This is a genomic window from Kocuria oxytropis, from assembly GCF_040981195.1.
GTDB classification, from domain to species: domain Bacteria; phylum Actinomycetota; class Actinomycetes; order Actinomycetales; family Micrococcaceae; genus Kocuria; species Kocuria oxytropis.
Genome location: NZ_JAVFXA010000009.1, coordinates 133,817 through 152,971, shown reverse-complemented (window position 1 = coordinate 152,971; position 19,155 = coordinate 133,817). Strand labels below are relative to the sequence as shown.

Annotated in this window: 17 protein-coding genes, 3 tRNA genes and 1 other RNA gene; 10 read left to right on the top strand and 11 right to left on the bottom strand. The window is 73.1% G+C overall.

What is annotated here, in order from left to right; translation table 11 throughout:
• Positions 1 to 63 precede the first annotated feature (63 nt).
• The 3 genes from QYM41_RS11140 to aceE all read right to left on the bottom strand — a co-directional run bounded on the left by QYM41_RS11140 (position 64) and on the right by aceE (position 5,180).
• A complete protein-coding gene (locus QYM41_RS11140) occupies positions 64 to 978 on the bottom strand; it encodes an ACP S-malonyltransferase (RefSeq protein WP_368799799.1) in 915 nt (304 codons plus the stop codon).
• A gap of 78 nt (positions 979 to 1,056) precedes the next feature.
• Entirely contained in the window at positions 1,057 to 2,331 is a 1,275-nt protein-coding gene (locus QYM41_RS11135) for a PucR family transcriptional regulator (RefSeq protein ID WP_368799798.1), read from the bottom strand.
• A gap of 110 nt (positions 2,332 to 2,441) precedes the next feature.
• On the bottom strand, positions 2,442 to 5,180 hold the full coding sequence (aceE, locus tag QYM41_RS11130) for a pyruvate dehydrogenase (acetyl-transferring), homodimeric type (RefSeq protein WP_368799797.1): 2,739 nt from the start codon (positions 5,178 to 5,180) through the stop codon (positions 2,442 to 2,444).
• Positions 5,181 to 5,618: 438 nt separating this feature from the next.
• On the opposite strand from aceE, the gene QYM41_RS11125 reads away from it, so the two are divergent.
• The 4 genes from QYM41_RS11125 (at position 5,619) to QYM41_RS11110 (ending at position 7,669) form a co-directional block, all read left to right on the top strand.
• Positions 5,619 to 6,035, top strand: a complete 417-nt coding sequence (locus QYM41_RS11125) for a DUF3052 domain-containing protein (RefSeq protein ID WP_368799796.1) — start codon at positions 5,619 to 5,621, stop codon at positions 6,033 to 6,035.
• Between the two features lie 50 nt (positions 6,036 to 6,085).
• On the top strand, positions 6,086 to 6,544 hold the full coding sequence (locus QYM41_RS11120) for a peroxiredoxin (RefSeq protein WP_368799795.1): 459 nt from the start codon (positions 6,086 to 6,088) through the stop codon (positions 6,542 to 6,544).
• A gap of 31 nt (positions 6,545 to 6,575) precedes the next feature.
• Positions 6,576 to 7,478: an NAD-dependent protein deacetylase gene (locus QYM41_RS11115; RefSeq protein ID WP_368799794.1), complete on the top strand. Its 903-nt coding sequence runs from the start codon at positions 6,576 to 6,578 to the stop codon at positions 7,476 to 7,478.
• Between the two features lie 118 nt (positions 7,479 to 7,596).
• Positions 7,597 to 7,669: transfer RNA gene (locus QYM41_RS11110), tRNA-Val, on the top strand.
• A gap of 39 nt (positions 7,670 to 7,708) precedes the next feature.
• Here the strand turns inward: QYM41_RS11110 and QYM41_RS11105 are convergent.
• The gene (locus QYM41_RS11105) at positions 7,709 to 7,987 is read right to left on the bottom strand and encodes a hypothetical protein (protein ID WP_368799793.1); all 279 of its coding nucleotides are present in this window, start codon (positions 7,985 to 7,987) and stop codon (positions 7,709 to 7,711) included.
• 186 nt (positions 7,988 to 8,173) lie between these two features.
• Here QYM41_RS11105 and gnd point away from each other — a divergent pair, with 186 nt between their 5' ends.
• Positions 8,174 to 9,631 carry an NADP-dependent phosphogluconate dehydrogenase gene (gnd, locus tag QYM41_RS11100; RefSeq protein WP_368799792.1) on the top strand — a complete coding sequence of 486 codons (1,458 nt, stop codon included), beginning with the start codon at positions 8,174 to 8,176 and terminating at the stop codon, positions 9,629 to 9,631.
• A 79-nt stretch (positions 9,632 to 9,710) separates the two neighbouring features.
• Here gnd and epsC read toward each other — a convergent pair whose 3' ends face one another.
• The 3 genes from epsC to msrA form a co-directional block, all read right to left on the bottom strand.
• On the bottom strand, positions 9,711 to 10,295 hold the full coding sequence (epsC, locus tag QYM41_RS11095) for a serine O-acetyltransferase EpsC (RefSeq protein ID WP_368799791.1): 585 nt from the start codon (positions 10,293 to 10,295) through the stop codon (positions 9,711 to 9,713).
• Between the two features lie 159 nt (positions 10,296 to 10,454).
• Positions 10,455 to 11,390, bottom strand: coding sequence for a cysteine synthase A (cysK, locus tag QYM41_RS11090; protein WP_368799790.1), 936 nt, complete (start codon positions 11,388 to 11,390; stop codon positions 10,455 to 10,457).
• Between the two features lie 137 nt (positions 11,391 to 11,527).
• Positions 11,528 to 12,130, bottom strand: coding sequence for a peptide-methionine (S)-S-oxide reductase MsrA (gene msrA / locus QYM41_RS11085; protein ID WP_368799789.1), 603 nt, complete (start codon positions 12,128 to 12,130; stop codon positions 11,528 to 11,530).
• A 91-nt stretch (positions 12,131 to 12,221) separates the two neighbouring features.
• Between msrA and QYM41_RS11080 the strand changes: the two genes are divergently transcribed.
• Both QYM41_RS11080 and QYM41_RS11075 read left to right on the top strand, forming a co-directional pair.
• Complete coding sequence (locus tag QYM41_RS11080; RefSeq protein ID WP_368799788.1) at positions 12,222 to 13,211, top strand: Nif3-like dinuclear metal center hexameric protein; 990 nt, start codon at positions 12,222 to 12,224, stop codon at positions 13,209 to 13,211.
• Positions 13,208 to 13,942: a zinc ribbon domain-containing protein gene (locus QYM41_RS11075; protein ID WP_368799787.1), complete on the top strand. Its 735-nt coding sequence runs from the start codon at positions 13,208 to 13,210 to the stop codon at positions 13,940 to 13,942. The genes QYM41_RS11080 and QYM41_RS11075 overlap by 4 nt, the downstream gene beginning before the upstream one ends.
• Before the next feature lie 38 nt (positions 13,943 to 13,980).
• Here QYM41_RS11075 and rnpB read toward each other — a convergent pair.
• An RNA gene (gene rnpB, locus QYM41_RS11070) (RNase P RNA component class A) lies at positions 13,981 to 14,373 on the bottom strand.
• A 150-nt stretch (positions 14,374 to 14,523) separates the two neighbouring features.
• Between rnpB and QYM41_RS11065 the strand changes: the two genes are divergently transcribed.
• Positions 14,524 to 15,297: a YaaA family protein gene (locus QYM41_RS11065; protein WP_368799786.1), complete on the top strand. Its 774-nt coding sequence runs from the start codon at positions 14,524 to 14,526 to the stop codon at positions 15,295 to 15,297.
• Between the two features lie 40 nt (positions 15,298 to 15,337).
• Here the strand turns inward: QYM41_RS11065 and def are convergent, their stop codons facing one another.
• The 3 genes from def to orn form a co-directional block, all read right to left on the bottom strand.
• A complete protein-coding gene (def, locus tag QYM41_RS11060; RefSeq protein ID WP_368799785.1) occupies positions 15,338 to 15,910 on the bottom strand; it encodes a peptide deformylase in 573 nt (190 codons plus the stop codon).
• Between the two features lie 98 nt (positions 15,911 to 16,008).
• Positions 16,009 to 16,082 (bottom strand) — tRNA-His (locus QYM41_RS11055).
• Positions 16,083 to 16,208: 126 nt separating this feature from the next.
• Positions 16,209 to 16,784, bottom strand: a complete 576-nt coding sequence (gene orn / locus QYM41_RS11050) for an oligoribonuclease (protein ID WP_438612590.1) — start codon at positions 16,782 to 16,784, stop codon at positions 16,209 to 16,211.
• 197 nt (positions 16,785 to 16,981) lie between these two features.
• Between orn and mptB the strand changes: the two genes are divergently transcribed.
• On the top strand, positions 16,982 to 18,553 hold the full coding sequence (gene mptB / locus QYM41_RS11045; protein ID WP_368799783.1) for a polyprenol phosphomannose-dependent alpha 1,6 mannosyltransferase MptB: 1,572 nt from the start codon (positions 16,982 to 16,984) through the stop codon (positions 18,551 to 18,553).
• A 125-nt stretch (positions 18,554 to 18,678) separates the two neighbouring features.
• Positions 18,679 to 18,751: transfer RNA gene (locus tag QYM41_RS11040), tRNA-Arg, on the top strand.
• The last annotated feature ends 404 nt before the right edge of the window (positions 18,752 to 19,155 follow it).

Here is a 19,155-nt window from a genome sequence, read left to right as displayed (position 1 = left end):
GGGCGGGGCGGAACGGCTGCTCCGGCCTCGGGACGGGCGGCGCACGGGGTGCGCGCGCGGACGTCAGTCAAGAATACTCCTGGCCTGCGCCAGCTCCTCCGCGGAGTTCACGGCGAGGGCCGGGACCCCCTTCATGCCGCGCTTGGCCAGGCCCACCAGGGTGCCCGCGGGCGGCAGCTCGACGATCTGCTCGACGTCGCGCTCGAGGAGCGTGCGCATGCAGAGGTCCCAGCGCACCGGCCGGCAGACCTGGGCCACGAGCGAGTCGAGGGCGGCGGCGCCGCCGGCCACCGGCTCGCCGTCGGCGTTGGAGAGCAGCGGGTGCACGGGATCGGCGGGGGAGAGCCGGGGGACCAGCTCGCGCAGGGGCTCCAGGGCGGGAGCCATGTGCTCGGTGTGGAAGGCGCCGGCCACCTTGAGCGGGACGACCCGGGCGCGGGCCGGGGGGTGCTCCGCGAGCGCGGCCAGCTGCTCCAGGGTCCCGGCTGCCACGGTCTGCCCGCCCCCGTTGGCGTTGGCGGCCGTCAGGCCCGCGGCCTCGACGGCGGCGAGCACCTCGTCCTCCTTGCCGCCGAGCACCGCGCTCATGCCGGTGGGGACGGCCGCCGCCGCCGCGGCCATGGCGTTGGCCCGGGTCCGCACGAAGGCCATGGCGTCGGCCTCGCTGAGGGCACCGGCCAGGGCGGAGGCGGTGATCTCACCGACGGAGTGCCCGGCGAACACGAGGTCCTCGCGGCCGGGGCCGATCCGGTCCCCGAGCAGCCGGCCCGCCACGAGGCCCGCGGCCACGATGAGCGGCTGGGCCACCGCGGTGTCCTTGATGGTGTCCTCGTCGGCCTCGGTGCCGTAGTGCACGAGGTCGAGCCCCGCGGCCTCGCCCAGCTCCTCGAGGTGGGCACGGACGCCGTCGAGGGTGAGCCATTCGGTGAGGAAGCCTGGTTTCTGGGAGCCCTGTCCGGGGCAGACGATCGCGATCACCGGTCCAGCTTCGCAAGGATGGGCCCCCCGGCGGGGGCCCGGAGGCCACCAACCCCGGTGACGAGGTTTGTAGGGAAGCTACAACACCGGCCCCACGGCGGGGGCGGAGGTGTCGATGGGCGCGCACGAGTCCGCGAGCCGGCCGGCCACCAGGGCGCAGTGCAGCACGAAGGCGTCGCGGGGGACCAGCGGGTCCCAGCCGGTCAGGTCGCTGATCCGGCGCAGCCGGTAGCGCACCGTGTTGGCGTGCACGAACAGCTCCCGGGCGGTGGCCTCCAGGGAGTGGCCCACCGACACGTAGGCGGAGAGGGTCTCCACGAGCCCGGTCGCGGAGCGCGTGAGCGGGCGGTACACCGACTCGACCATCGCGGTGCGCGCGCTCTCGTCCCCGGCCATCGCCCGCTCCGGCCACAGGTCCTCGGAGTGGACCGGGCGGGGCGCCGCCGGCCAGGCCGACGCCACGGACAGGGCGGCGTGGGCCAGCCGGGCGGAGCGGCCGGCCGCGAAGACCGTGGGGGACTCCGGGCCGTAGGCCACCGGTCCCGGTCCGAAGGCGGCGGTGAGCTTCTCGAGGGCGGCGTCCCGGTCCGACAGGCCCCCGAGGATGAGCAGCAGCCGGTCGCCCTGGATGGACACCAGGGAGTCCTGGGCGTAGCGCCCGGCCAGCCGGCGGAGCCGGGCGACGGTGGAGGGACCCGCGGCCTCGGGCGCGGAGCCCGTGAGCACGGTGACCGGGCCCGTGGACACCCAGCCCAGGGCGGCGACGCGGGAGCGCAGGGAGTCGGAGTGCTCGCCCCGGAGGATCCCGTCGACCACGAGGGACTCCAGGCGGGCGTCCCAGGACCCGCGGTTCTCGGCCGCCCGGGCGTAGACGTCGGCGGCCGCGAAGGCGATCTCCCGCGAGTAGCGCAGCACGGCCTCCCGCAGCGCGGCCTCGTCGTGGTGCTTCGCCAGCTCCGGGACCTTCTCCTCCACGACGTCGACGACGATCCGCAGCAGCTGCAGGGCGTGCTGCAGGGAGATGGAGCGCGTGAGGTCCGTGGGCGCGCCCCGGAAGACCTGGGTGAGCACCCACAGCGGCTCCTCGGGGTCCTCGTACCAGCGCACGAACGAGGAGATGCCCCGCTGCGCCACGAGCCCCAGCTCCGAGCGCTCGTCGGCGCGCAGCTCCTCGAACCAGCCGAGGTCCGTCTCGAGGCGGCGGGTCGCGACCGTGGAGATCGCCCCGAGGTTGGCCTTGAGGTTCTCGAGCGTGCGGGGGTGCGGCGGGGCGACGGGGCGGGACCGGTCGGTGGCGCGCCGGCGCGAGGGGCGCAGCCAGCGCGTCGTGGAGTTCCCGTCCTGTCCTGCCATGCCTCCGAGCTTAGAGCACGGGACGGCGGCCTCCGGACCGGGGACGACGACGGCGCCCCGCCCACCCGGAGCGGGTGGACGGGGCGCCGTCGAGCGCTCGAGGGCGCGGCTCAGGCGTCGCCGCCCGCGTTGCCGGAGGTGCCGGCGGTGACGTCGCCCAGGGCGTACTTCTCGATCGCCTCGCCGGGTGCGCGCCAGTCGACCTCCCCGCGCTTGGCGAGCATCTCCAGGGCGCGGACCACCATCGAGTGGGAGTCGATCTTGAAGTACCGGCGGGCGCCGGCGCGGGTGTCCGAGAAGCCGAAGCCGTCGGCGCCCAGGGACGCGAACTCGTTCGGGACGAACTGGCGGATCTTGTCCGGCAGGTCCGCGCTGAAGTCCGAGACGGCCACGACCGGTCCCGTGGCCCCGGCCAGCTGCTGCGCCACGTAGGGGGTCCGGGAGCCGTCGCCCGGGTTCAGGAACGCCTCGCGCTCGGCGGCCAGGCCGTCGCGGCGCAGCTCCGTCCAGGACGTCACCGACCACACGTCGGCCGAGACGCCCCAGTCCGCGGCGAGCAGCTTCTGCGCCTCGAGGGCCCAGGGCACGGCCACGCCGGAGGCGAGCAGCTGGGTGCGGGGCCCCTCGTTGTCGGCGGGCTTGAGCAGGTAGATGCCCTTGACGATGCCCTCGACGTCGACGTCCTCCGGTTCGGCCGGCTGCTGGTACGGCTCGTTGTAGACCGTCAGGTAGTACATGACGTTGTGGTCCTCGTCGCCCGTGCCGTACATGTGCTCGAGGCCGCGCCGGACGATGTGGGCGATCTCGTAGCCGTAGGCGGGGTCGTAGTGGATCACCGCGGGGTTGGTGGCGGCCAGCAGCGGGGAGTGGCCGTCGGCGTGCTGGAGGCCCTCGCCGGTGAGCGTGGTGCGCCCGGCGGTGGCCCCGATGATGAACCCGCGGGTCATCTGGTCGGCGGCGGCCCAGAAGGAGTCGCCGGTGCGCTGGAAGCCGAACATCGAGTAGAAGATGTAGACCGGCACCATGGGCTCGCCGTGGGTGGCGTAGGAGGTGCCCGCGGCGGTGAAGGCCGCCACGGAGCCGGCCTCGTTGATCCCGGCGTGCAGGATCTGGCCCTGCGGGGACTCCTTGTAGGCGAGCATGAGCTCGCGGTCCACGGAGAGGTAGTTCTGCCCGTTCGGGTTGTAGATCTTCGCCGTGGGGAAGAACGAGTCCATCCCGAAGGTGCGGGCCTCGTCGGGGACGATGGGCACGATCCGGTGGCCGAACTCCTTCTCCCGCAGCAGGTCCTTCAGGATCCGCACGAACGCCATGGTGGTGGCGGCCATCTGCTTGCCGGAGCCCTTCTTGGCGGACTTGTACGCGGCGTCGGAGGGCAACGCGATCTCGTCCTGCTGGTGCGGGCGGTCGGGGAGGAAGCCGCCGAGCTCCTTCCGGCGCTCGAGCAGGTACTTGACCTCCGGCGAGTCCTTGCCGGGGTGGTAGTACGGGGCGCCGTAGAGGTCGCTCTCCAGCTCCTCGTCCGAGATCGGGATGCGCAGGTGGTCCCGGAAGGCCTTGAGGTCCTCGAGGGTCAGCTTCTTCATCTGGTGGGTCGCGTTGCGCGCCTCGAAGTGGCTGCCGAGCCCGTAGCCCTTGACGCCCTGCGCCAGGATCACGGTCGGCTGGCCCTCGTGCTCGGTCGCGGCCTTGTAGGCGGCGTAGACCTTGTGGTAGTCGTGCGCGCCGCGCTTGAGCTCCCAGATCTCGTCGTCGCTCATGTCCGCGACGAGCTCCTTGGTGGCCGGGGACTTGCCGAAGAAGTGGTCGCGGATGAACCCGCCGGACTCCGCCTTGTAGGTCTGGTAGTCGCCGTCGAGGGTCTCGTTCATGATCCGGACGAGCTCGCCGTCCTCGTCCTTGGCGAGCAGCTGGTCCCACTCGCGGCCCCACAGCACCTTGACCACGTTCCAGCCGGCGCCGCGGAAGAAGGCCTCCAGCTCCTGGACGATCTTGCCGTTGCCGCGCACCGGTCCGTCCAGGCGCTGCAGGTTGCAGTTGACCACGAAGGTCAGGTTGTCCAGCTTGTCGTTGGCGGCCAGCTGGAGCAGTCCGCGCGACTCGGGCTCGTCCATCTCGCCGTCGCCCAGGAACGCCCAGACGTGCTGCTGGGAGGTGTCCTTGATCCCGCGGTTGTGGAGGTAGCGGTTGAACTGCGCCTGGTAGATCGCGTTCATCGGGCCGATGCCCATGGACACGGTCGGGAACTGCCAGAAGTCCGGCATGGACCGGGGGTGCGGGTAGGAGGGCAGGCCCTCGGGGGCCTTCGTCTTCTCCTGCCGGAAGCCGTCCAGCTGCTCCTCGGTGAGCCGTCCCTCGAGGTAGGCGCGCGCGTAGTTGCCGGGCGAGGAGTGGCCCTGCCAGAACACCTGGTCGCCGCCGCCGGGGTGCTCGGGGCCGCGGAAGAAGTGGTTGAGGCCCACCTCGTAGAGGGTCGCCACGCCGGCGTAGGAGGAGATGTGCCCGCCCACCCCGATCTCCGGGCGCTGGGCCCGGTGCACCATCACGGCCGCGTTCCAGCGCAGGAACGCCCGGTAGCGCCGCTCGATCTCCTCGTCACCGGGGAACTCGGGCTCCTGGTCCACGGGGATCGAGTTCACGTAGTCGGTGGTGGTCACCATCGGCACGCCCACGCTCTTGGCGCCGGCGTGCTGGAGGAGGGCGCGCATGATGTACTGCGCCCGCTCCGTGCCCTGCGTCTCGATCAGGCCCTCGAAGGACTCGATCCACTCCCGGGTCTCCTCCGAGTCGGAGTCCTTCAGGTTGTTGGTCAAGCCACTGAGGATGTGGTGGTTGCTGGATGAAGGCACGTTCAACCTCTCTTCGTCGAGTTGCCGGACGGGACCGGGCGGGTGTGCGCGCGAGGACGCGGCCGGCCCGTGCGACAGTCTCAAAATACCCGTTGCCCGGACCGCTGTCCGGACGCCACCCGGGGACGGGCGGCGCCCGGGAGCGGGCCCGGCGTGCGGATTGCGCCGACCGGGCCGCTCGGGCGCACGGGGTGTCTGTTGGGTCCATGCTTCCACACCCGGGACGGAGCGTCACACGCCGCACGAGCCCACGATTCGGGGGTGCGCACCGTGCGGGAGCTTGAAAGAGTCCCTGATCCGGTGTTGTCTGGACGGTGAAGCCGGTATCCGGCCCGCCACCGTGCCCCCGCGGTCCGCCGACGGGCAGGCGGAGCCCCGCACCGGTACGCAGTGCGCGGTCGTCGTTGGTCGACCCGACCCCCAGAAGGAGCAAGAACAGTGAGCGAGGCCAAGACCACCGCGGGTGACGCGGTAGTCCAGCTCGGTTTCAAGGATGGCGACTACATCCAGGAGTTCGGATACGACGAGGACGTCGACCTCGACCTGCGGGACGGGATCGAGGAGGTGATCGGCTCGGACCTGCTCGACGAGGAGGACCAGGAGGTCGTCGACGCCGTGCTGCTGTGGTTCCGCGAGGGCGACGGCGACCTCGTCGACACGCTGGTGGACGTCACCACCACCCTGGACGACGGCGGCGTGGTGTGGGTGCTGACGCCCAAGGCCGGCCGGGACGGCTACGTGCCGCCCGCGGAGGTCCAGGAGGCCGCCCCCACGGCGGGTCTGCACGTGACCACCACGGCCCGCGTCAGCGCGGACTGGGCCGCGACGCGGCTCATGCCCAAGCGCAACATCTGACCGGCGCACCGCTCGGCCGGGCGCCACGGACCCACCGGAGGAGACCACGCATGCTCGAGATCGGCGCCACCGCTCCGGAGTTCACCCTGCAGAACCAGTTCGGCGAGCCGATCGCCCTGAGCGGGCTCCGGGGCCGTGCGGTGGCGGTCGTGTTCTTCCCGTTCGCGTTCTCCGGGACGTGCACCGGTGAGCTGTGCCGGCTGCAGGACGGCCTCCCGGTGTTCGAGGATGCCGGGGTGCGGCTGCTCGCGGTGTCCACCGACTCGAAGTACGCGCTGCGGGCGTTCGCCCGGGAGGAGTCCTTCGACTTCGACCTGCTCTCGGACTTCTGGCCCCACGGGGAGGTGGCGCAGCGCTACGGGGTGTTCGACCCGGTGGGCGGTCTCGCGGAGCGGGCCACGTTCGTGCTGGACCCCGAGGGCGTCGTCGTCGACGCCTTCCGGTCCGAGCGGGGCGTGCCCCGCGAGTTCGAGGCCTATCGCACGGCCATCGCCCGGTTGCACGGCTGAGCCGGGACGCCCCGGACCCGAACGAGCCACGATGCCCACCGTCCGCGCCGGCTACGGCGCCCCTCTCCCGCCCGACCAGTTCCCGGACCCCGACGCCGCCGGTCCCGAGGCCGGCCTCGCGCGGGCGGTCGAGCTGCTGGGCGGGCGCCGGACGGCCGTCCTGACGGGAGCGGGCGTCAGCACCGACTCCGGGATCCCGGACTACCGCGGCCCCGGGTCCACCCCCCGCACCCCCATGACCTTCGACGAGTTCATGGGCAGCGCCGCCATGCGCAGGCACTACTGGGCCCGCAACCAGTACGGCTGGCGGCACCTGGCCCGGGCCCGGCCGAACCCCGGGCACACGGCCCTGGCCCGCCTCGAGGAGTCCGGGGCGGTGACCGGCGTGGTCACCCAGAACATCGACCGCCTGCACCAGGCCGCGGGCTCCCTCAACGTCGTGGACCTGCACGGGCGCTACACGCAGGTGGGGTGCCTGCGCTGCGCCACCCTCATCCCGCGGGTCGTGCTCTCCGACCTGTTCGACGAGCTCAACCCCGGCTTCTACGACTCGATCTCCTCCCCGGACGACATCGAGTTCGCCCCGGACGCCGACGCCCTGGTGCCGCGCACGGCCGGGTTCCGGGTGCCCGACTGCCCGGTGTGCGGCGGGATCCTCAAGCCGGACGTCGTGTTCTTCGGCGAGAACGCGCCCCGGCACCGGGTGCTGCGCGCGCTGCGCATGGTGGACGCCGCCGAGGCCCTGCTGGTCGTCGGCTCGTCCCTGACGGTGAACTCCGGCCGCCGCTTCGTCCGGCACGCCGTGCGCGCCGACGTCCCGGTGGTGATCGTCAACCACGGGCGCACGCGGGGGGACGCCGCGGCGCGGCTGAAGGTCGACGCCCCCGCGTCCGAGTTCCTGGCGGCGCTCGAACGGCGACTCGCCCGGCCGTAGGCCCGCCGGCGACTATGCTCAACGTCACGCCGGAGCCGGACCGCACCGCCCGTCACGGGGGGTAACCTGTTCGGGAACCGGGTGCCGGCGGTTGCGGAAACCTCCCACCCGGTTGTCAGGGTCTTTAGCTCAGCTGGTAGAGCGCCACGCTTACACCGTGGATGTCATCGGTTCGATCCCGGTAGGACCCACCTCGATCCGCCGCCGGGCCGGTCCGGCCCCGCGTGCGGTCAGCGGAAGTACACCTGCTGGTCCCGGGGCCCGGTGCAGAGGACCACGATGCTGCCCGTGCGGGCGGCCTTCCGGGCCTGCTGGACGTACTTCTTGGGCGGGCCCCCGCACAGCCGGGCAGCCCCCTCGGTGGCCTGGCCGACCGTGGCCTCGTCGAGCACCAGCCTGGTGCCCAGGAGCAGGTCGAGCCTGTCGCCGGCGGCGGCCGCGGGCGCGGCCCCCGACCACAGGGCGGCAGCGGCCACGGCCCCCGCCAGCGCCGTCTTCCACGCGTCCATCCCCGGCCCCCCGACTCGTCGTGCTGCAGGTCCAATCTAGGATCCCCGGCGGGTCGCGCGGTGATTGTGACGCCGGCACTTCTCCGGACGTCGCGGTCGGTGCGTCCGCGCCGTCCGCGGCCGCGAGCCGCGGCAACAAGTGGGCACCGGACGGAGCGCCCTCCCGGAGTTTGTAGGCTGGGGGGCATGGCAGCAGAACAGAAAGCTCAGATCGGGGTCACCGGCCTCGCGGTCATGGGCGCGAACCTCGCCCGCAACTTCGCCCGGCACGGATACACCGTCGCCCTCCACAACCGCTCCGTCGGCAAGACGGACGCCCTGCTCGACGCCCACGGCGACGAGGGGACGTTCATCCGCACGGAGACCCTCCAGGAGCTCGTGGACGCCCTCGAGACCCCCCGCCGCATCCTCGTGATGGTCAAGGCCGGCGCCCCCGTGGACGCCGTCATCGAGCAGCTCGTGCCGCTGCTCGAGAAGGACGACATCATCATCGACGGCGGCAACTCCTACTTCCAGGACACCCGGCGCCGCGAGCGGGAACTGGCCGAGAAGGGCCTGGACTTCGTGGGCGTCGGCGTCTCGGGCGGTGAGGAGGGCGCGCTGCTCGGCCCCTCCATCATGCCGGGCGGTCCCCGCAAGTCCTACGACTCCCTCGGGCCCCTCCTCGAGGACATCGCCGCCAAGGCGGAGGACGGCAGGCCGTGCTGCGCGTGGATCGACACGGACGGCGCCGGCCACTTCGTGAAGATGGTGCACAACGGCATCGAGTACGCCGACATGCAGGTCATCGGCGAGGCGCACGAGCTGCTGCGCTCCGTGGCGGGCCTGGAGCCCGCCGAGCAGGCCGACGTCTTCGAGCAGTGGAACCGCACCGAGCTGGCCTCCTACCTCATCGAGATCACCGCGCACGTGCTGCGCCAGGTCGACGCCCGCACGGACGAGCCGCTCATCGACGTGATCGTCGACGCCGCGGGGCAGAAGGGCACGGGCCGCTGGACGGTCCAGGAGGCCCTCGAGCTCGGCTCCCCGGTCACCGCGATCGCCGAGTCGGTCTTCGCCCGGGCGCTGTCCTCCGCCGAGCCGGAGATGCGCGTCGAGGCCCAGCGGGTGCTGCCCGCCGGCGTCGGCGGCACCACCGAGGACGTCGTGCACGACCCCGCGTTCGTGGAGGACGTGCGCAAGGCCCTCTACGCCTCGAAGCTGGTCAGCTACGCCCAGGGCCTCGACATGCTCACGATGGCCGGGGCGGAGTACGGCTGGGACCTGGACCTCGCCACCATCGCGAGCCTGTGGCGCGAGGGCTGCATCATCCGCGCCGAGCTGCTCGAGGTCATCATGGAGGCCTACAAGGGGGGCAAGCAGCCGCTGAACCTGCTGTTCGCCCCGGAGTTCGTCGCCGCGATCGAGGACGCCCTGCCGTCCTGGCGGCGCGTCGTGGCCCGCGCCGTGGAGCGCGGCATCCCGGCCCCCGTGTTCGCGAGCACGCTGAACTACTACGACTCCCTGCGCCGGCCGCGGCTCAACGCGGCCCTCACCCAGGGGCTGCGCGACTACTTCGGCGCGCACACCTACCGGCGCACGGACGACGCCGAGGGCGTCTACCACACCCTGTGGAGCGGGGACCGCTCCGAGGTCGTCGCCTGACCCCGTCCCGACACGACGACGCCGGCCGGACGGCCCCTCGCGGGGGCGTCCGGCCGGCGTCGTGCGGAGCGGGTCCGGCTCAGATCCACATGGCGGGGTCGATGTAGGTGGAGGGATCCACGAGCGGCTCCTGCTTCTCGGGCGTGCGCGGGCGGACCTTGCCGGGGATCCCGGTCACGATCGAGTCCTCCGGGACGTCCTTGACGACCACCGCGTTGGCGCCCACGGCGGAGTCGGCCCCGATCTCCACGGGCCCGAGGATCTTGGCGCCGGCGCCGATCACCACGCGGTCGCCCACAGTGGGGTGCCGCTTGACCTTCTCCAGCGAGCGGCCGCCCAGGGTCACCCCGTGGTAGATCATCACGTCCTCGCCGATCTCGGCGGTCTCCCCGATGACGACGCCCATGCCGTGGTCGATGAAGAAGCGGCGCCCGATGGTCGCGCCGGGGTGGATCTCCACGCCGGTGAGGAAGCGCCCCAGCTGGGAGACCGTGCGGGCCAGCAGCCGCCGGTCGGGGTGCTGCCACAGCCGGTGGGACAGCCGGTGCACCCAGATGGCGTGCAGACCCGAGTAGTTGAGGGCGATCTCCACCCGGGACCGTGCCGCCGGGTCGTGCGTCCGGGCCGTCTGCAGGTCCTCGGCGAGTCTGCTCCAGAAACTCACGGTCTTCCTCTGTTCTTCCGGGGGCGGGGTTCGGGTCCCGCCGGCGGCGGGGGACGTACGGGGGCGCGGACGGGAACGACCCGCCCACCACCGGGGCAACACCGCCGGCGGGCGGCGCTATTCCCGGTGCGGGCGGGTCGTGGGCCCGTCGGCCGCGGATCAGCCCCGGATGTCCTCGTAGAGCAGGGTGGAGATGTAGCGCTCGCCGAAGTCGCACACGATCGCCACGATGAGCTTGTCCCGGTTCTCCTCCTTGGCGGCCTCCTGCAGGGCGGCCCAGACGATGGCGCCCGAGGAGATCCCGCCGAGGATGCCCTCCTTGGTGCCGAGCTCGCGGGCGACCCGCACGGAGTCCTCGACGGTCACGTCGTAGACGTCGTCGTAGATCTCGCGGTCCAGGATGTCGGGGATGAAGTTCGCCCCGAGGCCCTGGATCTTGTGCGGGCCGGCCTTGCCCTCGGTGAGCAGCGGCGAGTCGGCGGGCTCGACGACGACGAGGCGCACGTCGGGCTTCTGCTCGCGCAGGTAGCGGCCCGCGCCCGTGATGGTGCCGCCGGTGCCCACGCCCGAGATGAACACGTCGACCTTCCCGTCGGTGTCCTCCCAGACCTCCGGGCCCGTGGTCGCGTAGTGGATCGCCGGGTTGGCCTCGTTGGCGAACTGGCTGGCGAGGACCGCGTTGTCGGTCGAGTCCACGATCTCCTGGGCCTTCTCCACGGCGCCGCGCATGCCCTCCGCGCCCGGCGTGAGCACGATCTGGGCGCCGTAGGCGCGCAGCATGACCCGGCGCTCCGTGGACATGGTCTCGGGCATGGTGAGGATGACCTTGTAGCCGCGGGCGGCGCCGACCATGGCCAGCGCGATGCCGGTGTTGCCGGAGGTGCCCTCCACGACCGTGCCGCCCGGCTTGAGCTTCCCGGACTTCTCGGCGGCGTCGATGATGGCCACGCCGATGCGGTCCTTGACGGAGTTGGCCGGGTTGTAGAACTCCAGCTTCACGGCGACGTTGCCGGGCAGGCCCTCGTCGAGCCGGTTCAGGTGGACGAGCGGGGTGCGGCCCACGATCTCGGTGACGTCGTTGTAGATCTTCGGCATGTGCGTACCTCGGTTTCTGCGTGGTCGGTTCTCTGTCGGATCGGGTGGGTCTCGGGGTCGTGCTCCGGCCGCCGCTGCTCTGGGGGGCCCGCGACGGCGCGGTCCTAGCTCAGCCTAGCCACGCCCCGCAACCGCTACTACGCGGTAAGCCACGCGGAGTAACGTTTCCGGACCTTCGCCAGCTTGGGGTTGATGATCACCTGGCAGTAGCCGTTCCAGGGCTGCTGGGCGTAGAAGTCCTGGTGCTCCGGCTCGGCCTCCCAGAACGTCCCGAGCGGTTCCAGGGTGGTGACGATCGGCTGGTCCCACGCCGGCTGGGCCCGGCGGATCGACTCCTCGAACAGCTCCCGCTGCGCCTCGTCGGCCCAGAACATCGCGGAGCGGTACTGGGTGCCCACGTCGTAGCCCTGGCGGTTGAGGGTCGTGGGGTCGTGGCCGGTGAAGAAGAGGTCGAGGATCACGTCCGCCGGGACCACCGCGGGGTCGAAGGTCACGGCGACCGCCTCGGCGTGACCGGTGGTGCCGGAGCAGACCTCGTAGTAGCTCGGGCGCCCGGGGGCGCCGCCCGTGTAGCCGGAGACCACGGACGTGACCCCGCGGGTGATCCGGTAGACGGCGTCGAGGCACCAGAAGCACCCGCCGGCGAGCACGAAGGTCACGGGCGCGGCGGGACCGGCCGGGGCCGGTGGGGAGGACGGGTGGGGGACGCGGCGTGCGTCGTCGTGCGCGGGAAGGGCCATGACCCGTACAACACCGCTCGGCCCGCATCATTCCCACGACCCTCCGGTCCCGCGCCGGGACCGGCGCCGGAGCGGCTCCTAGACTGGGCCCATGAGCGAGCAGCGCACGATCCCGCCCGGGCCCGCCCCCACCCTGTCCGAGGTGCTCGAGACCGTCGAGCGGCTGTGGCCCCTGCGCCTGCAGGAGCCCTGGGACGCCAGCGGGCTCGTCACCGGGCGCCCCGAACGGCCCGTGCGCCGGATCCTGTTCGCGGTGGACCCCGTGGCCGACGTGGTGGCCGAGGCCGTCTCCACCGGCACCGACCTGCTCGTCACCCACCACCCCCTGCTCCTGCGCGGGGTCACCTCCGTGGCCGCCGACGGGTTCAAGGGCGCCGTGGTGCACGAGCTCATCGAGAACGGGTGCGCGCTGCTCGCGTGCCACACCAACGCGGACTCCGCCCCGGACGGCGTCTCGGACGCCGTGGCGCGGGCCGCCGGGCTCACGACGACGACGCCGCTCGCGCCGCACCCCGCCGACCCCGCCGTGGGTATCGGACGCGTGGGGGACCTGGCCCGGCCCGTGCGGCTGCGGGACCTGGCCCGGCGCCTGGCCGAGGCGGTCCCGCCCACCGCCCACGGCGTCCGCGTGGCCGGGGACCCCGACGCCCTCGTGTGGCGCGTCGCGGTGTGCGGGGGAGCGGGCGACTCCCTCTTCGACGAGGTGCGGGCCGCCGGGGCCGACGTCTACGTGACCGCGGACCTGCGCCACCACCCCGCGTCCGAGGCCCGCGAGGCCGCCGTGGGCCCCGGCGCCCACGGCACCCCCTTCCTCGTGGACCTCTCCCACTTCGCGAGCGAGTGGCTGTGGCTGCCCGTGGGCGCCGCGGCCCTGCGGGACGCGCTCGCCGCCCGCGGCCACGCGGTCGAGGTCGAGGTCTCCGCGCGGTGCTCCGACCCGTGGGAATTCCGGCTGGACCACCCCGGTCACGCCGGGTCCGACCCTGTCCGGTCCGATCCCGTCCGGTCCGACCGGGACCACCCCGGCCACGACAGTCCCGCCCCCGACCCCGCCGCACCGACCGCAGGAGGACCCGCATGAGCACCGCCACGCCCGAGCAGCAACGAGCCCTGCTGGAGCTCGAGCGGGTGGACGCCCGGCTGCGCCGGATCGCCGCCCGGATCGCGGAGCTCCAGGCGGACCCCGAGGTCGCCGCCGCCCTGCAGCTGCGGGCCCGGGCGATCGCCACCGCGAAGGAGCTCGAGGCCGGCGAGCAGGAGATCCGTGGCCGGCTGGACGCCGCCGAGCAGAAGGTGGCCCGTGTCCAGGCCTCGATCGAGAAGGACCGCCGGCGGCTCGAGCAGGGCGGGTCCGCCAAGGACCTGATGGGCCTGCAGCACGAGATCGACACCCGCACCCGTCAGCTGGGCGAGGCGGAGGAGGCGGAGCTGGAGATCATGCAGGAGCTGGACGACGCCGTGGACCACCGCGCCCGCATCACGCCGCGACTGAAGGAGGCCGACGCGGAGGCACGTCGCCGGGTCGCCGCGCGGGACGAGGAGGGCCGGACCCTCACGGCGGAGCGCGGCGGGCTGACCGGCGCGCGCGCGGCCGCGGCCGAGGGCGTGGGCCATCCCGGGCTGCTGGCGCGCTACGAGCGGATCCGGACCGGGCGGGGCACCGAGCGGCCGGCGGCCGCCGAGCTGCGGGGCACCGCGTGCGGGTCCTGCGGAACGGCGCTCAGCCCCACGGACGCCGCGGCGTTCCGGGCGGCCGCTCCGGACGAGGTGCTCACCTGCCCCGAGTGCGGAGTGATCCTCGTGCGCTCCTGAGCTCCGGCCGGGCCTCGGGGCACCGGCAGCGGGGGCGGGGGACAGGCCGGCCTGTAAGCCGGGTTCTGTGCGCACGGCCGGTCGCCCGTGCCGTGCTGGTGACCATCCATCTAGGCCCACCGTTGCCGGTGGGCTCGAGCGGCCTACCCGGGTGCTCGGACGAGCAGCCCTCGGACGCACCCTGTCTGGCCTTGCTCCGGATGGGGTTTACCGAGCCGCGCCGGTCACCCGGCGCGCTGGTGGTCTCTTACACCACCTTTTCACCCTGACCCGCTGCCCGGACGGACCGGGGCGGGCGGTCTGTTCTCTGTGGCACTTTCCTGCGGGTCTCCCCGAGTGGGCGTTGCCCACCATCCTGCTCTGCGGAGCCCGGACTTTCCTCGCGCCGCGGCAGCCGGAGCTGCGCGGCCCGCGGTCACCCGGCCGGCCTGTCCGCCGCCCATCCTACCCGCCGGACCGGTACGTCCGGACCGGTGCCTCCGTGCCTGCGCGTCCGGGGCGGTGCGTCCGGACCGGCCCCCGGGGGCCGCCGGGCGTCCACGGGTGCGCCGGAGCACCGCGGGGTCACTAGACTGCTGCGGGTGCTGATCCTCCTCCCGCCCTCCGAGACCAAGACCGCCCCGGGCGCCGGCGCGCCCGTCGACCCCGCGGACCTGTCCTTCCCCGAGCTCACGGCCGCCCGCGAGCAGGTGCTGACCGAGCTGGCGGCGGCGAGCGCCCGCGACGACGCCCTCGAGGTGCTCGGCGTGGGCGAGCGGCTGCGGGCGGAGGTGGAGCGCAACACCCGGCTCGGCACCGAGCCGGCCGCACCGGCCCTGAGCGTCTACACCGGGGTGCTCTACGACGCCCTCGACCCGGCCGGGATGACCGGGTCGCAGCGCGCGGCCGCTGCGGAGTCCCTCGTCGTCGTCTCCGCCCTGTGGGGCGCGGTGCGCCCGGAGGACCGGATCCCGGCCTACCGCCTGTCCATGGGGGCGCAGCTGCCCGGGCTCGGCCGGCTCGCGGCCCACTGGAAGCGGCACCTGCCCGCCGCGCTGGGGGCCGCGGCCGGCGACGGGCTCGTGGTGGACTGCCGGTCGGCCGCGTACGCGGCGGCGTGGCGCCCGCCGCACGAGCGGACGGTGGGGGTGAAGGTCGTCCGGGAGCACCGGGGCAGGCGCCAGGTCGTCTCGCACATGGCCAAGCACACCCGCGGGCTGCTCGCCCGCCACCTGGCCGAGCGCGCCGCGGAGGGCGCGCCCGTCGACTCGCCGCAGGAGCTGCTCGCGGCGGCACGGGAGCGCTGGCAGGCCGAGCTCACCGGGCCCACGGCCCGCTCCGCCGGTGAGCTCGTCGTGGTGCGCACCGAGGGCTGAGCCCGGGCGCGCCGCGGCGGGCACCCGGCCCGCCGAACGGTCAGTGCCCGAACGGGTCCTCGTCCACGCCCGGCGTCCAGGTGCGGCCGGGCCGGCCCCAGCCCTCGGCCTTGACCGCCCTGCGGGCCTTGCGGGACCACTTGTCGGTGAGCCGGTCCACGTAGAGCTTGCCGTCCAGGTGGTCGTACTCGTGCTGCATGACCCGGGCGAACCACCCGGTGGCCTCGAAATCGACGGGATTGCCGTCCACGTCGAACCCGGCGACCCGGACCCACTCCGCCCGCTTCAGCGGCCAGCTGTGCCCCGGCACGGACAGGCAGCCCTCCGACTCCTCGTCCGGGTCCGGCGGGTCCTGCGAGACCTTCCCCGGGGTCAGGAGCGGGTTGACGAGCACGCCGCGCGGCGGCACGCCGTCGTCGTTGCGGAAGGTGTAGGTGAAGATCCGCAGGCCCACGCCGATCTGCGGGGCGGCGAGCCCCACGCCGTGGGCGGCGTCCATGGTCTCGTACATGTCCTCGACGAGGGCGCGCAGCTCCTCGTCGAAGTCCACCACCTTCGCGGCGGGACGGTGGAGGACGGGATCGCCGGTGATCACCACGGGGCGGACGGCCATGACGCACTTCCTTCGACTTGCCGGGGCTCGCGCCCCGTCGGGGGCGGACCGGAACGACGAAAGGCCGCCCCGAGTCCTCGGGACGGCCTTTCACGGTGGGTGAGCGACGGGGGTTGAACCCGCGACCTCCTGGACCACAACCAGGCGCTCTGCCGAACTGAGCTACGCCCACCATGAACGCCCGCCGGAAGACCGTGCTTCCGCTGGGCAACGCCTACGAGTGTACCGCATTCCCGGAGCTCCCCGGACCACCCGGGGCCGGACGCGGCCGGCCGGGGTCCGGCCCCGGACGGGCGGCTCAGGCGCCGGTGCGGGAGGCGGCGATCTCCGAGGCGATGCCCTTCGCGGTCTCCGAGTCGGGTCCCGGCTCGGCGGCGAAGACGGCGCGGCGGTAGTAGCGCAGCTCGTCGATCGAGTCGCGGATGTCGCCCAGCGCCCGGTGGTTGCCGGTCTTCGGCGGGGCCTGGAAGTAGGCGCGCGGGTACCACCGGCGGGCGAGCTCCTTGATGGTGGAGACGTCGATCACGCGGTAGTGCAGGTGCGCCACGAGCTCCGGCATGTCCCGCACCAGGAAGGTGCGGTCCGTGCCCACCGAGTTCCCGCCCAGGGGCGCCTTGCCCGGCTCGGGCACCCACTCCTTGACGTAGGCGAGGACCTGCTCCTGCGCCTGCTCCATGGTCAGCCCGGAGGGGAGCTCGTCGAGCAGCTTGGAGCTCGTGTGCATGGTCCGCACGAAGTCCCCCATCTGCGCCAGCGCCGCCTCGCTCGGGCGCACGACGACGTCCACCCCCTCCCCGAGGACGTTCAGCTCGTCGTCGGTGACGAGCGCCGCGACCTCGATGAGGGCGTCCGTCTCGAGGGACAGCCCCGTCATCTCGCAGTCGATCCACACAATGCGTCCGTTGGAAGTAGCCACCCGGACAATCTACCGTGCCGGCCCGACGTCCCCGCGCCCTCCCGTGGGCCTTCGGGGATCCCGGGAGGTGCCGGGGATAGGATCGGGGCGACCACGGGTCCGTGCTGCGCCCAGCCGCGGCGCCCGCAACCACGGACGGGCGCATCGGGAGAGCAGTGCAGACCACTTCGAGGACGTCGGCGCCGGACGGAGAGCCCGGCGGCGTCCGCACGACGGCGGACCCCGACAGCTCGCGCTACATCTCCGGCTCGCCCCTGCGGACGGTGATCATGGGCACCGTCGGCTCGGTCATGCTGCTCGTCGGCTCCCTCGGCGTCGGCTGGCTGGCCTCCGTGTCCCCGCTGCGGCAGGCGCCGGTGATCATCGGCATGCGCTTCACCACCACCGGGGTGATCGTCTCCATCCTCCTGCTCGCCGTGGGCGGGATGCTCCTGATCCGCGAGTGGCTGCGGCTGGGCCAGAAGCTCAACCGGTGGGGGCCGGGCAGCGGCCGGTGGGTGCTCGCCGCCGTGGCCGCGTGGTCCGCGCCCATGCTCGTGACGATCCCCCTGTTCAGCCGGGACGTCTACTCCTACATCGGCCAGGGCCGGGTGATGGCCAACGGGCTGAACCCCTACGAGCACGGGGTCTCCACGATCGACAACTTCTTCCAGCTCGGGGCGGACCAGATGTGGTCGGAGTCCCCGCCGCCCTACGGGCCCCTCTTCCTGTGGCTCGAGCAGTTCGTGGTGGCCGTGACGGGGGCGGACCCGGACGCCGCCGTGCTCTGGTTCCGGGGCCTGTGCGTGCTCGCCGTGATCGCGTGCATGTGGCTGATCCCGCGGCTCGCCCGGCTGCACGGCATCAACCCGGCGCGGGCCCTGTGGCTCAGTGCCGCCAACCCGCTGTTCCTGACCAACTTCATCGTCTCCGTGCACAACGACGCCATCATGATCGCCCTGGCCCTGGGCGGCACCTACGCGGCCGCGGTGCACCGGAACTGGAAGGGCGGGCTGCTCGGCACCACGCTCGTCACCCTGTCGGTGGCGATCAAGCCCATCACCCTGGTCTTCCTGCCCTTCATCGGTCTGCTCTGGGCGGGCCGGGGCGCCTCCTGGCCGCGACGGTTCATGATCTGGTTCCTGGTCCTCGCCTACTCGATCGCCCTGCTCGGGCTCATGGGGCTGGTCAACGGCTTCGGCTTCGGCTGGGTCGCCGCGATGTCCACCCCGGGCTCGGTGTCCATCTGGTACGCCCCCGTGGGCTTCGTCGGCGGTCTCGCCGCCACCCTGGCCGCGGCCGTGGGCGCCGACTCGGGCCAGTGGCGGGACGTGACCCACTCCGTGGGCCAGGCGCTCGCGGTGCCGGTGATCCTGTGGTTGATGTTCGTGGGCCGGGACGAGCGGATCATCCGCCGGCTCACCTGGGCCTTCGCGGCGATCGTGCTCTTCTCCCCGATGATCCAGGCCTGGTACGTGGTGTGGCTCATCCCGCTGTTCGCCGTCACGGGGATCCGCAGCGACTGGCAGGTGGACATCCTGTTCTTCCTGACGGTCTTCTTCATGATCTACGCCGTCTCCGACCAGCTGGACGTCTTCCCCTACCTGGACCTGGACCTCAGCTCCGGCCGGCTGATCGCCGCGGTCGTCGCCCTCTCCTACGGCGTCTACCTGTGGTTCATCGACCCGGCCACCCGGCGGCTGTTCCGCGGTCGCTACCAGCCGCCGGTGCAGAACGCCGTGATCTGAGCGGGGTCCGTCCCGCCACGTGGTCCGCGCGGGCCGCATCCGCGGCGTGAGGCGCGCGGGCCGGGCCCTCGCCGGGGAGTTGGTAAACTCGAGCGCGGTGCCCGGGGCTTGTTCCCGGGCGGCCCGCCCCAGTAGCTCAGTGGATAGAGCAGGAGCCTTCTAATCTCTTGGTCGGGGGTTCGACTCCCTCCTGGGGCACAGCACCGCTGCGCACGGCCGTCGCCCGATCTCGGCCGGAGGCATCGGCACGACCCCGTCCCGCGGACCCGCGGGGCGGGGCCGTGCCGTGCGCGGGACGACCCCGGTGCGGCCGACCTGGACAGCTGCCGCCGCACCGACGACCCGCTCCCCGGTCGGCAGGCCCCATCGTGCCGCCCGGGGAGATTGCCCTCCTGTGCGCCGGCCGTCGTGCTCGGCGCCACGGTGCCGTCGTGCTCCGCGACGGTGCCTCCGTCGTCCGATGCCGGCCGGCGGACGCCTCCGGCTGCGAAAGTGTGGACAGCCACCCCCGTGTGCATTCGCATACGTTAAGAGGTGCGTCGAGGGGTGCGACGAGCCGCCCACCCGGCATCGTCGTCCAGGTCGGAACTGGGCCGGGCGAG

Excerpts from the sequence above, each read along its gene's own strand:
- QYM41_RS11135 (WP_368799798.1), bottom strand. The coding sequence starts at position 2,331 with ATGGCAGGACAGGACGGGAACTCCACGACGCGCTGGCTGCGCCCCTCG.
- QYM41_RS11120 (WP_368799795.1), top strand. The coding sequence starts at position 6,086 with ATGCTCGAGATCGGCGCCACCGCTCCGGAGTTCACCCTGCAGAACCAG.
- QYM41_RS11115 (WP_368799794.1), top strand. The coding sequence starts at position 6,576 with ATGCCCACCGTCCGCGCCGGCTACGGCGCCCCTCTCCCGCCCGACCAG.
- QYM41_RS11105 (WP_368799793.1), bottom strand. The coding sequence starts at position 7,987 with ATGGACGCGTGGAAGACGGCGCTGGCGGGGGCCGTGGCCGCTGCCGCC.
- gnd (WP_368799792.1), top strand. The coding sequence starts at position 8,174 with ATGGCAGCAGAACAGAAAGCTCAGATCGGGGTCACCGGCCTCGCGGTC.
- cysK (WP_368799790.1), bottom strand. The coding sequence starts at position 11,390 with ATGCCGAAGATCTACAACGACGTCACCGAGATCGTGGGCCGCACCCCG.
- msrA (WP_368799789.1), bottom strand. The coding sequence starts at position 12,130 with ATGGCCCTTCCCGCGCACGACGACGCACGCCGCGTCCCCCACCCGTCC.
- QYM41_RS11080 (WP_368799788.1), top strand. The coding sequence starts at position 12,222 with ATGAGCGAGCAGCGCACGATCCCGCCCGGGCCCGCCCCCACCCTGTCC.
- QYM41_RS11075 (WP_368799787.1), top strand. The coding sequence starts at position 13,208 with ATGAGCACCGCCACGCCCGAGCAGCAACGAGCCCTGCTGGAGCTCGAG.
- def (WP_368799785.1), bottom strand. The coding sequence starts at position 15,910 with ATGGCCGTCCGCCCCGTGGTGATCACCGGCGATCCCGTCCTCCACCGT.
- orn (WP_438612590.1), bottom strand. The coding sequence starts at position 16,784 with ATGACGGGGCTGTCCCTCGAGACGGACGCCCTCATCGAGGTCGCGGCG.